At 45.9% G+C, this 16,282-nt stretch carries 11 protein-coding genes; 1 reads left to right on the top strand and 10 read right to left on the bottom strand.

Annotated elements, in window-relative coordinates; all coding sequences use genetic code 11:
* Positions 1–42: 42 nt before the first annotated feature.
* From J9B83_RS02960 to J9B83_RS02950, 3 genes are all read right to left on the bottom strand, one after another.
* On the bottom strand, positions 43–1,131 hold the full coding sequence (locus J9B83_RS02960; protein ID WP_211535241.1) for a methyl-accepting chemotaxis protein: 1,089 nt from the start codon (positions 1,129–1,131) through the stop codon (positions 43–45).
* A gap of 198 nt (positions 1,132–1,329) precedes the next feature.
* The gene (locus J9B83_RS02955) at positions 1,330–3,357 is read right to left on the bottom strand and encodes a TonB-dependent copper receptor (RefSeq protein WP_211535240.1); all 2,028 of its coding nucleotides are present in this window, start codon (positions 3,355–3,357) and stop codon (positions 1,330–1,332) included.
* Positions 3,358–3,397: 40 nt separating this feature from the next.
* A complete protein-coding gene (locus J9B83_RS02950; RefSeq protein ID WP_211535239.1) occupies positions 3,398–3,847 on the bottom strand; it encodes a DUF2946 domain-containing protein in 450 nt (149 codons plus the stop codon).
* Positions 3,848–4,282: 435 nt separating this feature from the next.
* On the opposite strand from J9B83_RS02950, the gene J9B83_RS02945 reads away from it, so the two are divergent.
* Positions 4,283–7,135: a ligand-binding sensor domain-containing protein gene (locus tag J9B83_RS02945; protein ID WP_211535238.1), complete on the top strand. Its 2,853-nt coding sequence runs from the start codon at positions 4,283–4,285 to the stop codon at positions 7,133–7,135.
* 55 nt (positions 7,136–7,190) lie between these two features.
* Here J9B83_RS02945 and J9B83_RS02940 read toward each other — a convergent pair whose 3' ends face one another.
* The 7 genes from J9B83_RS02940 to lpdA all read right to left on the bottom strand — a co-directional run bounded on the left by J9B83_RS02940 (position 7,191) and on the right by lpdA (position 16,255).
* On the bottom strand, positions 7,191–7,865 hold the full coding sequence (locus J9B83_RS02940; protein WP_211535237.1) for a sarcosine oxidase subunit gamma: 675 nt from the start codon (positions 7,863–7,865) through the stop codon (positions 7,191–7,193).
* Positions 7,858–10,875, bottom strand: coding sequence for a sarcosine oxidase subunit alpha family protein (locus J9B83_RS02935; protein WP_211535236.1), 3,018 nt, complete (start codon positions 10,873–10,875; stop codon positions 7,858–7,860). Before J9B83_RS02935 ends, J9B83_RS02940 begins: the two co-directional genes overlap by 8 nt.
* Positions 10,872–11,183, bottom strand: a complete 312-nt coding sequence (locus J9B83_RS02930) for a sarcosine oxidase subunit delta (RefSeq protein WP_211535235.1) — start codon at positions 11,181–11,183, stop codon at positions 10,872–10,874. The genes J9B83_RS02935 and J9B83_RS02930 overlap by 4 nt, the downstream gene beginning before the upstream one ends.
* A gap of 12 nt (positions 11,184–11,195) precedes the next feature.
* Complete coding sequence (locus J9B83_RS02925) at positions 11,196–12,449, bottom strand: sarcosine oxidase subunit beta family protein (RefSeq protein ID WP_211535234.1); 1,254 nt, start codon at positions 12,447–12,449, stop codon at positions 11,196–11,198.
* Positions 12,450–12,683: 234 nt separating this feature from the next.
* Positions 12,684–13,556: a succinate--CoA ligase subunit alpha gene (gene sucD, locus J9B83_RS02920; protein ID WP_211535233.1), complete on the bottom strand. Its 873-nt coding sequence runs from the start codon at positions 13,554–13,556 to the stop codon at positions 12,684–12,686.
* A 2-nt stretch (positions 13,557–13,558) separates the two neighbouring features.
* A complete protein-coding gene (sucC, locus tag J9B83_RS02915; protein ID WP_211535232.1) occupies positions 13,559–14,725 on the bottom strand; it encodes an ADP-forming succinate--CoA ligase subunit beta in 1,167 nt (388 codons plus the stop codon).
* Between the two features lie 90 nt (positions 14,726–14,815).
* Positions 14,816–16,255: a dihydrolipoyl dehydrogenase gene (gene lpdA, locus J9B83_RS02910; protein ID WP_211535231.1), complete on the bottom strand. Its 1,440-nt coding sequence runs from the start codon at positions 16,253–16,255 to the stop codon at positions 14,816–14,818.
* Positions 16,256–16,282 lie beyond the last annotated feature (27 nt).

Here is a 16,282-nt window from a genome sequence, read left to right as displayed (position 1 = left end):
GAAAGGCAACAGACATAAGTTTGTTGCCTTTGTATCAAGATCCTAACGATTTTGGATATCTTGCAGTAATTCATCAATCTTCACCACAACCTCAATACTTGCTGTTTCCATAATATCCAAATGAGTCAACATATCTTTTGTGTTGCCAGCTTGCGCTGCTGCCAATGCCGCTCGACCAGAATCATGCACTGCTTTATGCGGTCTTTCTATGGCCTGAAAACTGTTTGAGCTCTTATACTGTTTGGCACCATAGCCTTCGTAGTACCACTTTCCTAGACGACATTCTGTATGTAAGTTCACCGTTTCTGCGAAAGATTTTTTATCGATTCTCTCGTACACATCGTTTTTCCATACTGCGTGATCTAACTTCACCGTATTCAAAAACGAGTAGGTCGCGGCGATACCAATGACTTTTTGCATGTGATCAGATCGCTCGATTACGCTGTCCACGACATGGTCGATTTGCGTAGAAGAAGAAGACACATCCATGGCACTCGCTTGGCTTTTATCGACCATTTCTTTAATTCGACTAGTTTGATCAATAACCTGATTAACCAACTGCTCAACTTGCTCGCTGGCCGTGTGAGTTTTGCTGGCAAGGTTTCTTACCTCATCAGCCACTACGGCAAAGCCTCGCCCAGCTGTTCCGGCCCTAGCCGCTTCAATGGCGGCGTTTAACGCCAATAAATTCGTTTGATTGGATATTTCTTGAATGGTGGAAACAAGCTGACTGATGCTAATCGCTGTTTTATCAAGTACGCTTGCCGCATCCATACTGTAAGTCGCTTGATCATTAATAATACCCGCTCTTTCACTAAGACGAGCAAGAGCAGAATGTGTTTCATCAAACATTACGTTCAGTTGTTTGAGAGATTTACGCTCTTCAATTAATCTTTGCGCACTATCGGATAACCCAACTCGGATTTCATCCAACATAACACCACCACGAAGGTGATAACCAAGAATTTCTTCTTTTGCTTTTACATCGTCTTGCAAATGACGAGTCTCAGCTTTAGCGGCTGCCAATTCTTGTTTCAGCTGATCAACCAAAGCTTGGTTCGATTTTGATTCTACTCCCAACGCTTCCTTGGCGGCAGCTAACTGTTTTTTTAAAGTTGAGTTAAAAAACACACGCTTCTCCCTTTCTTTTTTATTTATATTGTCTCTCGTAACAGGATATCAATATCAACAACAAAAGTATGGATTCACATCAGTAATACCCTCTTTTCTAAAGAGATAAAAAAAACAGCGCTCAAATGAGCGCTGTTTTTCGCCATACCTGTTACTTGTACTACAAGTAACAGGGTTTGGGATTACATTTCCTGAACATTAAAAATTAACATTCACACCTGCCCAAATGATACGTCCAGCCTGATTGAACGCTTCATCAGATGCATAACCGAAGCCTGAGTTACCTGCTTTGTTTAAATGTTCGGCATAGGCCTTATCCGTGAGGTTATCGATACCCGCTCGGAATTTAACGTTTTCGGTGTAACGGTATTCGGTATTGATATCCATCATTGTGAATCCAGCAGATTCGCCAAAATCATAGCCAACCGCATTCCCCATATCTTCAGCAATGCGATTTTGCGCCGCCACCATTCTGAGCACGGCACTCGTTGTCCAGTCTTCATTTTCATGGGTCAAACCCAGCTTAGCTTCCAATGGAGATATTTGCGGTAACGGTGCATCACTATCTAAGTCCTTCCCCCATGCGTACGCTAAAGAGGCATTAGTACTCCAATTAGGAGTCACTAGATAACGTGCACCCGTTTCTGCGCCGGCTATATGTGCATCAATATTTCCAGACTTACCTTTCATGGTGGTCGTTCCCATCACAGTCGATGCTTCATAACCAAAAATAATATAGTCTTTTACAAGACCCACATAACCAGAAACCCACCAGCTGAGATTATCACGTTTGTAGTTTAGGCCTGCGTCCAGCTGTAAGGTTTTCTCTGGATTAATATCACTAAAAGCATCGCCAGAATCTATGGTATTTAACCCCGGCTTCATTTCCCAATAATCAGGAAAGCGCTCTGTGTACCCCAAACCTATATAACTGGTTGCTGGCATGGAGGTTAAGTCTCTTTCAAAACGAGAAAAACCACTGACCAAGGTATCAGCACGAGTATCACCTGCAGTCGTGTTCGTAGTAGTTTCATCTGTTGCACTGATGTGATCTAGGCGTAACCCAGATACTACTCTGTCATCATTCTCCATAAATAGCGTGAGCTCAGAGAACACACCCACCTGTTCTTGCGAATAATCCTCGACGCTTTCACTGCGATGCAGCTCTTGCTTTGCATCTAGCCCAGCAACAAGACTTTTTGTGTCCCAATCAAATGTCGAGGCCACACGACCACTGGTCGTTCTACGATCAACCTGCATACTCATGGAACCATCACGAAATGTACTGTTATCCATTATGTGATCGGCGTAACCGTAATTAAGCTGGGCTTCGATCTTGCTCCAGTTTTGTGACATGTTTTTCTTTTCAAACCGTAACGCAGCCGTTTCACGAAGAAATTGTGTGCCATCCATTGATCGTCCAGCGTACTCAGCGAAACCATCGCCACGACCAAGTTCAAGCTCTAATAAAGTGTCTTCATCTGGTGTTATTCCAAGCGCCACATTGGTGTTCCACTTTTCCCATGAAGACGCTACTTCGTCGCCGTTACCATCTTCATAATCATCCGATTCTGCTTTGTTGGCTTCCACTCGAACATAGCCTTTTGAATTACCTACAGCCCCTTCTAGGCTTCGATCAAATCGATTATTACTGCCTACCATGGCACTGGCTTCAAAGCGTGAACTTTTCTCAGAAAAGTCTTCCTCTTTGCGCTCAAAACGAACCGTCGCGGCAGAATTACCTGGCCCCCAAAGCACGGTTTGAGGTCCTTTAACAATCTCTACGGTGTCATACGCCGTTGGATTAATGTACGACGTTGGGTTATCCATACGATTAGGACATGCCCCCAACATTTGTGCGCCATCGGTCAAAATGATCAAGCGGGAACCAAACATACCACGGAACGTGGGGTCGCCATTGACACCACCGTTACCCACTGAGGAAAAACCTGGAATTTGTTTCAATACCGCAGCGCCGTCAGTCGCCGATTCAACCGCCGCCGTTTCACTAAGATTAACGCTTGTACGACTCGGCTCATCCAATTCTGGTGCCGTAATCACAATCGCATTGGCCGTATAGGCTGCTGTTTCAGCCATCGCTACACCTGAGTACAAAGCTTGGCTACCTAAAATAACCGACATAGCAACTGGGGTTAATAAATGCTGAGCGCGTGTGGATACGACTTTTTTTGACTGCAATAAAGCCTTATGTGTATTACTAGACATAATAAGTTCTCTGTTATCATTAGATTATTTTTTTAAAACATTAATACATTGGTGTAGAGAAACTCGGTGGGGCACGCTTTAAAGCCAGTACAAAAAGAGTGTCGGTGTCGAAGGCCGAACGAACCCAAGACGCCAGCATAGGCGGAGGCAGCGGGCTGCTTCCAGAAGGAATCGGTACGCTATTATGAATGAAAGGAAAATTATGACTGAGATCACAGTAACCGCACTGTTCATCCCAAGCCTTATGGTTCATTCCAGAATGATCCATTGCCATGCCAGAATGATGACTAGAGTGAGCCTCCATGCGCGCACCATCATGGAGCTTATGTTCAGACGTCACCGTGTTCATTGATGGCATAGTGTGCATTAACAAGGGCGACATTGAAGGCGCTCTTATCTGGGCGATTAAGGGCCCAAATGCGAGTAAAAGGATCGCAAATAAGCAAATATAACCAATTCTAGTCGTGGTTGTATGTGTTATAAGTCGCATTAACTCTCTACAGGTGCACCATAAAATGGCCTGCATCATAGCGAATAAATAAAAGCCAATCATTATTTTATGTAAAAAACTTACTCATATTCTTCACAAACATACATATTATGGTTACTTCTACTTGTGATCAGTTCAAAGAAATGTACTTTTCACGGTTTAAATTGATTTTTTCTCAAAAGTTAACACGTTGCTTACTTTTAGTAACTGATGTACTAAAAGAAGTCACTGGTTCACACCCTTATTATGGGTATACTGTATTTTCGAGTCGGCTAAATATTGATATAGATCAAAATCCACTTCAAAGCAGCTGCTACTATTTCGGTATTGCGTTAAGTGCCTCTTTTCTGATCTAAGGCCACCCCCTAATAATGACGAGAGGACTGAATGTTCGTTCACCAATCAAAACTACTGTTACTATGGTTATGTCTAACTATGTTTTTCAGTGCTTCCTTAACAAATGCAGCCACACCGCTTGCAGACTATTTTACAGACACATGGTCTACTCAGGATGGCTTGCCACACAACAGCATAAACGCCATTGCACAAACATCTGACGGCTATTTATGGTTTGCCACATGGGAAGGTGTTGCACGTTACAATGGCCGCGAATTTCGCTTTTACGAGCGCTCTACCCGAACAGGTATTATCGATTCTGGCACCCGAGCTTTAGTCAGTGATAACAGTAATGGCTTATGGGTTGCTGGCGCCCGAGGCGGCATCACTTATCGGGGGAAAAACGGTTGGCAACCTCAATTAGATGCCAAAAGCATGGTGAACTATTTAATACACGATCGCGATGGCAATCTTTGGGTAGCCGTAGAAGGTCTTGGAGTATTCTTTCGACCTAACCCAGACTCATTAAACCATCAAAACGATGAAGTTTGGGTGCTTAAAAATATCAGTGCTTACCGTTTACTCGAGGACAGTCAGGGTCGTATTTGGGCAGCAACTGCCAAAGGCTTATTTCATCTTAATGGTGAAAACAGCAAAGAAGACATTTTAGGTCAACATGGCCTACCTAGCTTACAAGTTAACTCCCTACTAGAGATGCCAGATAAGCAGCTAATCATAGCAACGAACAAAGGCGCGTATATTTTATCTAAGGAAAATATCAAACCCTTACATGATGAGATTGCTAAAGAAGCCATCACAACACTAATGCTTGATTCCTCTGGTAGTTTATGGCTTGGCACCATCAATAAAGGGGTAATGCGACTCACAAACGGTATCATTGAAACCCTGGATACTCAGCAAGGTCTGCCAAATAATCGTATTCTTTCCATGCTGCAGGATTTAGAAGGCAGTATTTGGATCGGCACAAACGGCGGTCTAATGCGTTTACGTAATGCCCCTTTTACTACCTTCACGAAAGATCGAGGCTTAGTTGGAAATTACGTACGTAGCGTTATGGATATCGATCAAGACTCGGTATTAGTTGGTTCTAGTGAAGGGCTGAGCGTTATTAAAGATAACAAAGCACAAAATGCACTCGCTGATACAAACTCTTCCTTGTCTGTGCTCAGTTTTGGTAAACGCAAAGGTGGCGGCGCTTGGGTGGGCACTTACCTACATGGCCTCATGTATTGGCAGAACCGAGTACTTACACCGTACCTTGACCAGCAAGATGGCTTACCTAATAACGAAATCAGAGCCGTGCTGGAAGATAGCCAAAACAATCTATGGATAGGAACCACCAATGGCTTAGTCAAAAAAGCCCCCGATGGTGAAATGCGAACCTACTCTAGCGAGCAAGGTTTACCGGATAACTATATTATGGCGTTAGCAGAAGACGAACGCGGTCAAATTTGGGTTGGTACAGGCCTCGGTGTCACTGTTTTATCTGAAGACAAAGTAAGCAGAGTTCCGATTCACTCACAAGAAGGTGCGGGATACGCATTTGGTTTCTGGGTTGAACCTGGTTACGTGTGGATCACCACAGATCGTGGCCTAATTCGCTACCGCCAACAAGATGGCCAACTTAGCTTAGTCGGGCGTAGTACTGGCCTGCCAATCGACAAGTTGTTTCAAGTGGTGTACGACGGCAAAGATGGTCTCTGGCTCACAAGTAATCGTGGTATTTGGCGAATCAGCTACAAAGCTGCCCACTCGATAGCGAACGGGCAACAACAAAACATCGCCTTTGAACATTTTGCCGAAAGTGACGGAATGGCCAGCGCACAAGCCAACGGTGGTTCTAACCCAGCAGCCGTTGCCACACCAGATGGCAGATTATGGTTTGCAACCGCCAAAGGCGTTTCTACCGTCAACAGCCAAGATGTGTCTAAAAAAAGCACTCTTCAACTGCCCATTGTTATTGAGTCCCTCTCTGTAGACGGTCGTCCATTGCCGTTTAACAAACAAGCCGAATTACCGGCAAACACCAATCGTATCATCTTCAATTATGCTGGCCTTGGTTATGTGATGTCCTCTCGAATTGAGTACCGTACGCGCTTAGTAGGGTTTGAAAAAGATTGGGCATTAAGAGGTAAAAGTACGGTGGCTGAGTATACCAATTTAGCACCGGGTCATTATCAATTCCTAGTGAGTGCTCGATACCCTTACAGTGATTGGAACACAGCCGAGCAGGTATTCGATTTTGAGGTTTTACCTCACTTTTGGCAGCGCTTAGGCGTGCAAATTCTTTTCGTATTATTGGTGCTGGCTCTCTTTGCAGGTGCTATGTATTGGCGTTTACATCGCTTAAAACAAAGTGAAATACGTTTAAAAGCCATTATCGATAAACAAACGCATGCTTTACGCCAAAAGTCAGAAGACTTCCAACGTCAGGCCAATGAAGATGATCTAACAGGATTGCCAAATCGACGTGCCTTTGATCGACTGCTCAGCGCACGCTTTGCACAAGTTAAACAAGACAACACTCAACTGATGCTGGTCATCATGGACATAGATCATTTCAAAAAAATTAACGACAACTACTCCCACCTAGCTGGCGATAAAGTCATTCAGTCTCTTGCCAAAACCCTACTTCGGTTAGAAGGGACTAACGTGCATGTTGCACGATGGGGAGGAGAAGAATTTACTTTGGTGATCGAAGGGCTAGATGAAAACGCCGCTCTTACTTATTGTGAAGCACTAAGGAAAAGTATCGAAATCACCACTTACAAAGACATAGCGCCTGGATTGGTAATGACCATTAGCATGGGAGGCGCTTTCGCCCATCAAGCAGAACACTACCAAGACTTGCTCAAACTGGCTGATCAAGCCTTGTACCGTGCGAAAGACCGAGGTCGTAATCGCATTGAGCTTTGGCACGACGATGTTTAAATCCAACAAAAAAGCTGATCAATGATCAGCTTTTTTTGGGTAACATCACTAGCGTTTAAGCTTCTATCACCAAGCCATATTCTAAACTGGCATCTTGAATCCACAGCCAAATATAATCGGCAAAAGAACGGCGAATGATCAACTCAAAACGCTGATCGTCCGTCCGACGAATCGTCGCTGTGCTTTTCGCAAACAAGGTGGAAACCACCTTCCCAACGGGGAACACAGACAGGTGCCAGTCTATCGTGGTGGATTTTTGCAGTAGTTCAACCGCATTGTCACCAGAGAGCATCAGCACAGTAGAGCCGCCACTGCTGTTTACTAATGAATAATGTCCTGGCATGGCGTCACGGAATTGACTTTCAATTGAAAATGCCTCAAGACCTGGCACCAAGATCAACCATTCATCTGGCGACATCCAACGAACAGAGTAAGCCCCTTTTTCAACCGAAGTGAGCGGTGTCAACGGTAGAGGCACGCCAAGTATTGCCTCAACAGCCGCCAGTTGCTCCAGATTGCCAGCATCACAACGCAAAGTAAGATGCCCCAACAAGGCAAGCTCACTCAAGTGAATTCCGCCCTTCTGCGCCCCTCGTTTTGCAGCGCTAGCAAAGTCCGCATGATGAAGGGGAGATTGTCCAAGCGATTCTTTATCAGCGGGTAACTGGTTCATCACCGCGGCTTTTGTGGCTGCCTGTTCTAGTTTTGTTGTGCTGGTTACATCAGACATTTTGACGCTCCCCTTTTGGGTCAAAGAAAATTGGGCTGCAGATCTCAGCCTCAATTACAGTGCCGTCGGCCAATGGATAGAACACGCTCTCGCCCATTTTATCCAGCCCACCTTTAATAAAGCCCATGGCGATCGAACGACCCAAGGTTTCACTCCAGTAACTAGAACTAATGTGGCCTTCAATTGACAGAGGTTTGACTCCATTTGGGTCCAGTACTGCAGCAGAGCCTTCCGGAATCACCTGTTTTGGGTTTTTGGTTTTTAAGCCGACTAATTGCTTACGGTTTTCACGCACACAATCCGAGCGATTCATGCCTCGCTTACCAATGTAACTAAAAGGTTTCTGGTTCGAAACACACCAGCCCATGCCTAAATCATAGGGATGAACCGAACCGTCCGTGTCTTGACCTGCAATGATAAAGCCTTTTTCAGCTCGCAAGATGTGCATGGTTTCTGTCCCGTAAGGCGTCAAACCATGCTTCTTACCCGCCTCAATCAGTTTTTCCCAGACCGCCATGCCGTAATTGGCTTGTACGTTTATCTCAAAAGAAAGCTCACCAGTGAACGAAATACGGAACACACGAGCAGGCACACCCGCCACTGTGATTTGCTGCCAGTCCATAAAACGAAAGGCTTCATTACTAACATCACCGTCGGTCAACTCTTCCAACAACTTACGGCTGTTTGGGCCGGTAATGGTTGCTGTCGACCAATGATCAGTGACGGTATTAAAATACACCTCTAGTTCTGGCCATTCGGTTTGATGGTAAATCTCTAGCCATTCGTAAACATGCGCGGCGCCGCCTGTGGTCGTGGTCATCAAAAAGTGATTCTCACCTAAACAAGCCGTCACACCGTCATCAAACACCATGCCGTCTTCGCCACACATCAAACCATAGCGACATTTACCCACGGGCAATTTAGCCCATGCGTTCGAGTACACACGGCCAAGAAACTCACGGGCATCTTTGCCCTGTATGTCTATTTTTCCAAGGGTGGAAGCATCTAATATACCGACTGCATTGCGAACAGCTAAACATTCACGATTCAGTGTTTGCTGAATGGTTTCGCCCGCTTTTGGGAAATACCATGGGCGTTTCCACTGCCCAACGTCTTCAAACAGGGCACCTTGTTCCACATGCCATTTATGCATGGCGGTATAGCGCTCTGGTTCGAATAACGCACCACAGTTACGCCCAATAATCGCGCCAAATGCTATCGGTGTGTAATTAGGACGAAACACGGTCGTACCGGTTTCTGGGATGGTTTTATTCAAGGCTTTAGCGGCCACCGCCATACCATTGATATTACCCAACTTACCTTGGTCGGTACCAAACCCCATCGCGGTGTAGCGTTTTACATGCTCGATCGCTTCAAAGCCCTCGCGACAAGCGATCTCGATACCCGCCGCCGTTACGTCTGTCTGGTAATCGACAAATTGCTTTGGTGCTTGTGAGGTCGGCTTAAGATGTGGAACATGAAACAGGCTCATTGGCGCGGCCATATTCAACGTCTTAACTTTAGGCAGCACTAACTCAACATCAGGCAAACCTAATTTGGCCAAGGCTTGCTGACCTGCCTCTAAACCTTCTTGTAACGCGTTGGCTGTCTCGTACTGGCCGTTAATGCCGCCCGCTGTAAGCTGCTTTTGCAATGTCGGACCAGGCAAAAAGCCCACCACCGCATCGCTCCACACAGGACGACTGCCCGTGTGACAAGACAAATGGATAACAGGACTCCAACCACCAGAGCTCGCAACCGTATCCGCTTTTAATTTGGTGACTGAACCAACAATTTGCGTACCACTTGCATTTAATGCAGCAACGGAAACACCTGTCACCCGTTTGCTGCCTTGTACTTCAATAACCGCCGAACCCGTAATGATGGTGAGCCCACGCTGACGTGCCGCTTCGACACGATCACCATTGGCCACACTTCGAGTGTCTACAATGGCCACGACTTTGCGCCCTGCGGCGGCCCAATCTAACGCCGCTTGATAGCCATAATCATTGGTTGTCATCACGACCAAATCGTTACCTGGCACAACCCCATAGCGATTAATATAAGCTGAAACCGCCCCTGTGATCATGCAGCCCGGCACGTCGTTATTAGCATAAACCAATGGACGCTCATGGGCGCCAGTGGCCAATATTACCCATTTTGCCCGAACACGATGCATTCGTTGACGCACCATTTTAGCCGGAGCTATATCGGCTAAATGATCGGTTCGGCGTTCGTGTACAGTCAAGAAATTATGATCGTGAAAGCCATTTACTGTAGATCGTGGCAGTAAAGTGACGTTCTCAAAAGCGCGCAGCTCTTGCACAACGTCATGCACCCAGTCTGCGGCAGGTTTACCGTCCAACGGCTCTGAACTGTTCAGTAGACTGCCGCCAAATTCATTTTGCTCATCGGCAATAATAACACGCGCACCACCACGAGCCGCCGTCAGCGCCGCAGCCAACCCTGCTGGCCCAGCGCCTACCACCATCACATCACAATGCTGATTGATACTGTCGTAGATATCTGGATCGGTCTCACGAGGCGCACGCCCCATACCAGCGGCCTTACGAATCATCGACTCGTAGGTCTCCCATAAGGACTCAGGAAACATAAAGGTTTTATAGTAAAAGCCTGGCGGCATCATATTTCCGCCAATCTTACCGATCATTCCCATTACATCGGTATCCACACTTGGCCAACCGTTGGTTGAAGAAGACACCAGACCATTAAACAGTTCTTGCTGAGTGGCTCTCACATTAGGAACTTGCGTCGCCTCCGTGGCCCCCAGCTGTAAAACAGCGTTTGGCTCTTCGGCGCCCGCGGCCACTATGCCTCGTGGACGACTGTATTTGAAACTGCGCGCCACAACATCAATACCATTGGCCAACATTGCCGAGGCCAACGTATCCCCCTTGTACCCTTGGTAGCTTTTGCCATTATAGGTAAAGGTCATTGAGGTTGAGCGGTCGATACGGCCACCGCTCGTTAAGCGATTATGTTGGGTCATGATTGCGCTCCAGAGACAGCTTGCAGCTGAACAACGACAGTCGGTTGTTCACCAATCTTGTACACTTCTTTGATTTCGTAGGTTTGTGTGTCGCGGGTCATATTAAAGAATTTCCGACACCCAGCAGAATGGACCCATAGTTCATGATGAAGGCCACGTGGATTTTTGCGGAAGAATAAGTATTCGCCCCACTCTTCATCGCTACAAGCTTCAGGATCTAATGGTCGAGCAATGTGAGCTTGGCCGACCGAATGAAACTCTTCTTCGTCTCGATATTCCCCACAATGCGGGCAGTAAATATGCAACATGTTAACCTCCTTTTAATGCGCTACACCGGCAGCACCGTGTTCATCGATCAAAGCACCTGTGTGGAAGCGCTTTATGGAGAACGGCTCCGCAATGGGATGCGGCTTGCCATCAGCCAAGGTGTGTGCAAATAAATTGCCCGAACCTGGTGTGCCTTTAAACCCGCCTGTTCCCCAGCCACAATTAAAAAACAGATTTTTAATGGGTGTTTCGGAGATAATCGGACTCGCATCTGGGCAAGCATCAACGATACCACCCCATTGTCGGTTCATCCGAACACGACTGGTACATGGGAAAAGCTCAACAATGGCTTGAATGGTATGCTCAATAATGCCGTACGAACCGCGCTGGCCATAACCCACCCAGCCATCAATACCGGCTCCGATAACCAAATCACCTTTATCCGACTGACTCATGTAACCGTGTACATGGTTAGACATGACTACGGTATCAAGAAAAGGTTTGATCGGCTCAGACACCAACGCCTGTAAAGGATGTGATTCAACAGGAAGCTCAAAGCCAGCCATTTTAGCCAACACACCGCTGTTTCCTGCCACAACACACCCCACACGATCGGCTTTAATCATGCCGTATTGTTTGGTTTTTACCCCAGTGATTTTGCCGTCATTGATTTCCATATCAATCACTTCGCAGTTTTGAATCAAATCAACACCCAAAGCATCTGCCGCACGTGCATAGCCCCAGGCCACTGCATCATGGCGAGCATTCCCTGCACGGCGCTGTACCGATGCTCCCATAATTGGGTAACGGGCATTTTTGGAGCAATCTAAAGTAGGAATTTCTTTTTGCAACTGCTCTGCGTCGACCATTTCATTATCGATGCCCTGTAGTCGATTCGCTGCTACCAAGCGCTCATTAGTGCGCATATCCTGTAGTGTATGACAGGTATGATAGACACCTCTTTGTGAGAACATCACATTGTAGTTTAGCTCCTGTGAAAGCCCTTCCCATAGCTGCATCGAATGCTCATATAAAGCCGCTGACTCATCCCAAAGATAATTTGACCGCACAATAGTGGTATTACGACAGGCATTCCCACCTCCAAGGTGACCTTTCTCTAACACAGCGACATTCGTAATACCGTGCTCTTTTGCCAAGTAATAGGCCGTTGCCAAGCCGTGACCACCACCGCCGATGATAATCACATCGTATTTCTTTTTCGGGGTTGGATTACGCCATACCCGCTGCCAGTTTTCGTGATGGCTAAAACTGTGCTTTAACAACCCAAAGCCTGAATAATGCTGCATCAGATCAGCTCCTTACTTGGACAAATCAACTTGTTGAATGAAAACGCATAGATCACTTGTTGATATTGATAATAATAAGAAGCCATTTATGGCTAGTGCTTGGGAACGTCGGAGGGATGACCATTTGCGACAAAGATAAATTACACAGATGACGTTTTTAGGAAAATAAAAAAAATCCCCGCCGAAGCAGGGATTTTTTAGATCGAAAATCAATTACTTTGAAAAATTACTCGCTTACCAGCCAGTGATCTCTTTCAAGCCAGCGCCGATATCAGCAAGAGAACGTACTGTTTTCACGCCCGCATCTTGCAATGCAGCAAACTTCTCGTCAGCTGTGCCTTTACCGCCAGAGATGATAGCACCAGCATGACCCATACGCTTACCAGCAGGCGCTGTCACACCAGCAATGTAAGAAACAACAGGCTTAGTCACGTTGGCTTTAATGTAAGCCGCCGCTTCTTCTTCCGCCGTACCACCGATTTCACCGATCATCACAATCGCTTCAGTCTGTGGATCGTTTTGGAACATTTCCAAAACGTCGATAAAGTTTGTACCTGGAATTGGATCACCACCGATGCCAACACAAGTAGATTGACCGAAGCCAGCGTCAGTAGTTTGTTTAACCGCTTCGTAAGTCAAGGTACCAGAGCGAGATACGATACCGACTTTACCTGGCATATGGATATGGCCAGGCATGATGCCAATTTTGCACTCACCTGGTGTGATAACACCAGGGCAGTTAGGGCCGATTAAGCGAACCCCTAGCTCGTCACATTTCACTTTGCAGTCAAGCATGTCCAAGGTTGGCACACCTTCTGTGATACAAACGATGAGTTTGATACCAGAATTAGCCGCTTCAAGGATGGAATCCTTAACAAAAGGAGCTGGCACGTAGATTACAGAAGCTTCCGCACCCGTTGTTTCTACCGCTTCTTTTACTGTGTTAAAAACAGGAAGACCTAGGTGCGTTTGACCCCCTTTTCCTGGAGTAACACCACCAACCATTTTTGTTCCGTATGCAATCGCTTGCTCAGAATGGAAGGTACCTTGACCGCCAGTGAAACCTTGACAGATGACTTTCGTATCTTTATTGATTAATACAGACATTATTATTTGCCCTCCGCAGCTTTAACAACTTGCTCAGCGGCGTCTTTCAAACTTACTGCAGCAATAATATCCAGACCAGAATTCGCAAGAACTTCACGGCCTAGCTCAGCATTTGTACCTTCAAGACGAACAACAACAGGCACGGTAACGCCCACTTGTTCAACAGCACCGATAATACCTTCAGCGATCATGTCACAACGTACGATACCGCCAAAAATGTTAACCAATACCGCTTTAACATTGTCATCAGAAAGGATGATTTTGAACGCTTCAGCAACACGCTCTTTTGTCGCGCCGCCACCAACGTCTAGGAAGTTTGCAGGCTTGCCACCGTGTAGGTTAACAATGTCCATGGTGCCCATTGCAAGACCGGCACCATTCACCATGCAGCCCACGTTTCCATCTAGAGCAACATAGTTAAGTTCCCATTTAGCCGCATCTGCTTCACGCTCATCTTCTTGAGATGGATCGTGGAACTCTTGCATTTTTTTCTGGCGGTAAACCGCGTTGCTGTCAATTCCGATTTTACCGTCTAGGCAATGAAGGTTACCTTCATCTGTAATAACAAGAGGGTTGATTTCTAGTAGCGCGAAATCATAATCGTGAAACATTTGAGACAAGCCAAGGAAGACTTTAGTGAACTGTTTAATTTGAGTTGGATTAAGGCCCAATTTAAATGCTAACTCACGAGCTTGGTAAGGCTGGGCACCAACCAAAGGATCAATGATCGCTTTGTGGATTAACTCTGGCGTCTCTTCTGCTACTTTCTCAATTTCAACGCCACCTTCGGTAGACGCCATGAAAACAACACGACGAGTAGAACGGTCTACGACAGCACCAAGGTACAGTTCGTTAGCAATATCAGTGCAAGATTCAACAAGTATCTTGGCAACCGGCTGACCATTAGCATCTGTTTGATAAGTAACGAGGTTTTTACCAATCCAGTTCTCAGTAAAGGCTGCAACTTCTTCAAGAGTATTAACCAGCTTAACGCCGCCAGCTTTACCGCGACCACCAGCGTGGACTTGGGCTTTAACAACCCACTTGTCACCACCAATTTTCTTTGCTGCTTCAACAGCTGCTTCTGGCGTGTCTACTGCGTACCCTGTGGATACTGGCAGACCGTATTCAGCAAAAAGCTGTTTTGCCTGATATTCATGTAAGTTCATTTTATTCTTCCGCTTATCTGAATGGTTGACATAAGCTCTGTCTACTAAGACAGAAATTGCCGGCTAAAACGCCGGCAAATCTAATTATTATTAACGTTTTTTACGATTTGCGATATGGATCGCATGGTTGTCTACCGCTAACGCCGCTTCATGTACTGCTTCACTAACCGTTGGATGAGCAAATACAGTCAAAGCAATGTCTTCTGCTGTAGAGCCGAACTCCATCGCAATAACAGCTTGCGCAATCAAATCAGCCGCATGACCACCAATAATATGGCAACCTAAGATACGGTCGGTTTCTTCACAAGCAATCATTTTAACAAAACCATCCGTGTCATTAGCCGCCATCGCGCGGCCAGACGCTGCAAATGGGAACTTACCCACTTTGAACTTAACGCCTTCGGCTTTAAGTTCTTGCTCGTTTTTACCAACCCAAGCAAGTTCTGGGTGAGTATAAATAACTGACGGAATGCAATCGTAGTTCATTTGTGCTTTATGGCCAGCAATAATATCCGCTACCATTACACCCTCTTCAGAGGCTTTGTGAGCCAACATTGGACCACGTACAATATCACCGATTGCAAATACACCAGGAACCGACGTTCTGCACTGCTCGTCAACAAAAACGAAACCACGCTCGTCCAGTTTCACACCTGAGTCATCAGAGAAACAACCTTCTGTGAAAGGTTTACGACCCACAGCAACGATTAACTTATCAAATGTTTGCTTCTGCTCTTCACCCTTGGCGTCAAGGTAAGTCACTTCTACTTCTTCACCATTAATTTGGCTACCAGTAACACGTGCACCAAGACGAATATCTAAATGTTGCTTCTTGAAGATTTTTGCCGCTTCTTTAGCAAGGTCTTGGTCGCAAACACTAAGGAAAGAATCTTGTGCTTCAAGAACAACCACTTCAGAACCTAGACGAGCCCATACAGAACCCAATTCCAAACCGATTACACCAGCACCAATGACGCCAAGACGTTTTGGTACTTGACGGAACTCAAGCGCACCAACGTTATCAACAATGATATCTTCTGTGCGTGGAGCGGGTGGAATATTCACAGGAATAGAACCCGTTGCCAAAATAACGTTTTCTGTTTCTAGAACCGTTACTGTGCCATCGTGTGCTGTAAATTCTACTTTCTTGTTGGCCAAAACTTTACCGAAACCTTCAAAGCTTGTAACGCCGTTTGCTTTGAAAAGACCAGAAATACCACCTGTAAGTTGGTCAACGATTTTGTCCTTGCGATTCACCATCGCATCAACATCCATCGCCACTTCACCAACGCTAATACCGTGAATCCCGTAAGATTCTTTAGCGTCATGGAATTTTTGAGAAGAGTCCAACAAGGCTTTAGAAGGTATGCAACCAACGTTTAGACAAGTACCACCAAGGCGTGATTTGTTGTCTTTGTCTAACCATTTTTCAATACAAGCTGTCTTCAGACCTAGCTGAGCAGCACGGATTGCAGCGACATAGCCACCAGGGCCACCACCAATTACAACAACATCAAATTTATCAGACATAACAGGTCCCATTTATTAAGTAAAATT

Source organism: Marinomonas vulgaris (assembly GCF_018145875.1).
Classification (GTDB): Bacteria; Pseudomonadota; Gammaproteobacteria; order Pseudomonadales; family Marinomonadaceae; genus Marinomonas; species Marinomonas vulgaris.
The sequence above is the reverse complement of the archived record's forward strand: the minus strand, read 5'-3'. Positions and strand labels throughout refer to the sequence as shown.

Bases quoted from the DNA above. Each gene is read 5' to 3' on its own strand.
- J9B83_RS02955 (WP_211535240.1), bottom strand. From the start codon at position 3,357: ATGTCTAGTAATACACATAAGGCTTTATTGCAGTCAAAAAAAGTCGTA.
- J9B83_RS02950 (WP_211535239.1), bottom strand. From the start codon at position 3,847: ATGCGACTTATAACACATACAACCACGACTAGAATTGGTTATATTTGC.
- J9B83_RS02945 (WP_211535238.1), top strand. From the start codon at position 4,283: ATGTTTTTCAGTGCTTCCTTAACAAATGCAGCCACACCGCTTGCAGAC.
- J9B83_RS02940 (WP_211535237.1), bottom strand. From the start codon at position 7,865: ATGTCTGATGTAACCAGCACAACAAAACTAGAACAGGCAGCCACAAAA.
- J9B83_RS02935 (WP_211535236.1), bottom strand. From the start codon at position 10,875: ATGACCCAACATAATCGCTTAACGAGCGGTGGCCGTATCGACCGCTCA.
- J9B83_RS02930 (WP_211535235.1), bottom strand. From the start codon at position 11,183: ATGTTGCATATTTACTGCCCGCATTGTGGGGAATATCGAGACGAAGAA.
- J9B83_RS02925 (WP_211535234.1), bottom strand. From the start codon at position 12,449: ATGCAGCATTATTCAGGCTTTGGGTTGTTAAAGCACAGTTTTAGCCAT.
- sucD (WP_211535233.1), bottom strand. From the start codon at position 13,556: ATGTCTGTATTAATCAATAAAGATACGAAAGTCATCTGTCAAGGTTTC.
- sucC (WP_211535232.1), bottom strand. From the start codon at position 14,725: ATGAACTTACATGAATATCAGGCAAAACAGCTTTTTGCTGAATACGGT.
- lpdA (WP_211535231.1), bottom strand. From the start codon at position 16,255: ATGTCTGATAAATTTGATGTTGTTGTAATTGGTGGTGGCCCTGGTGGC.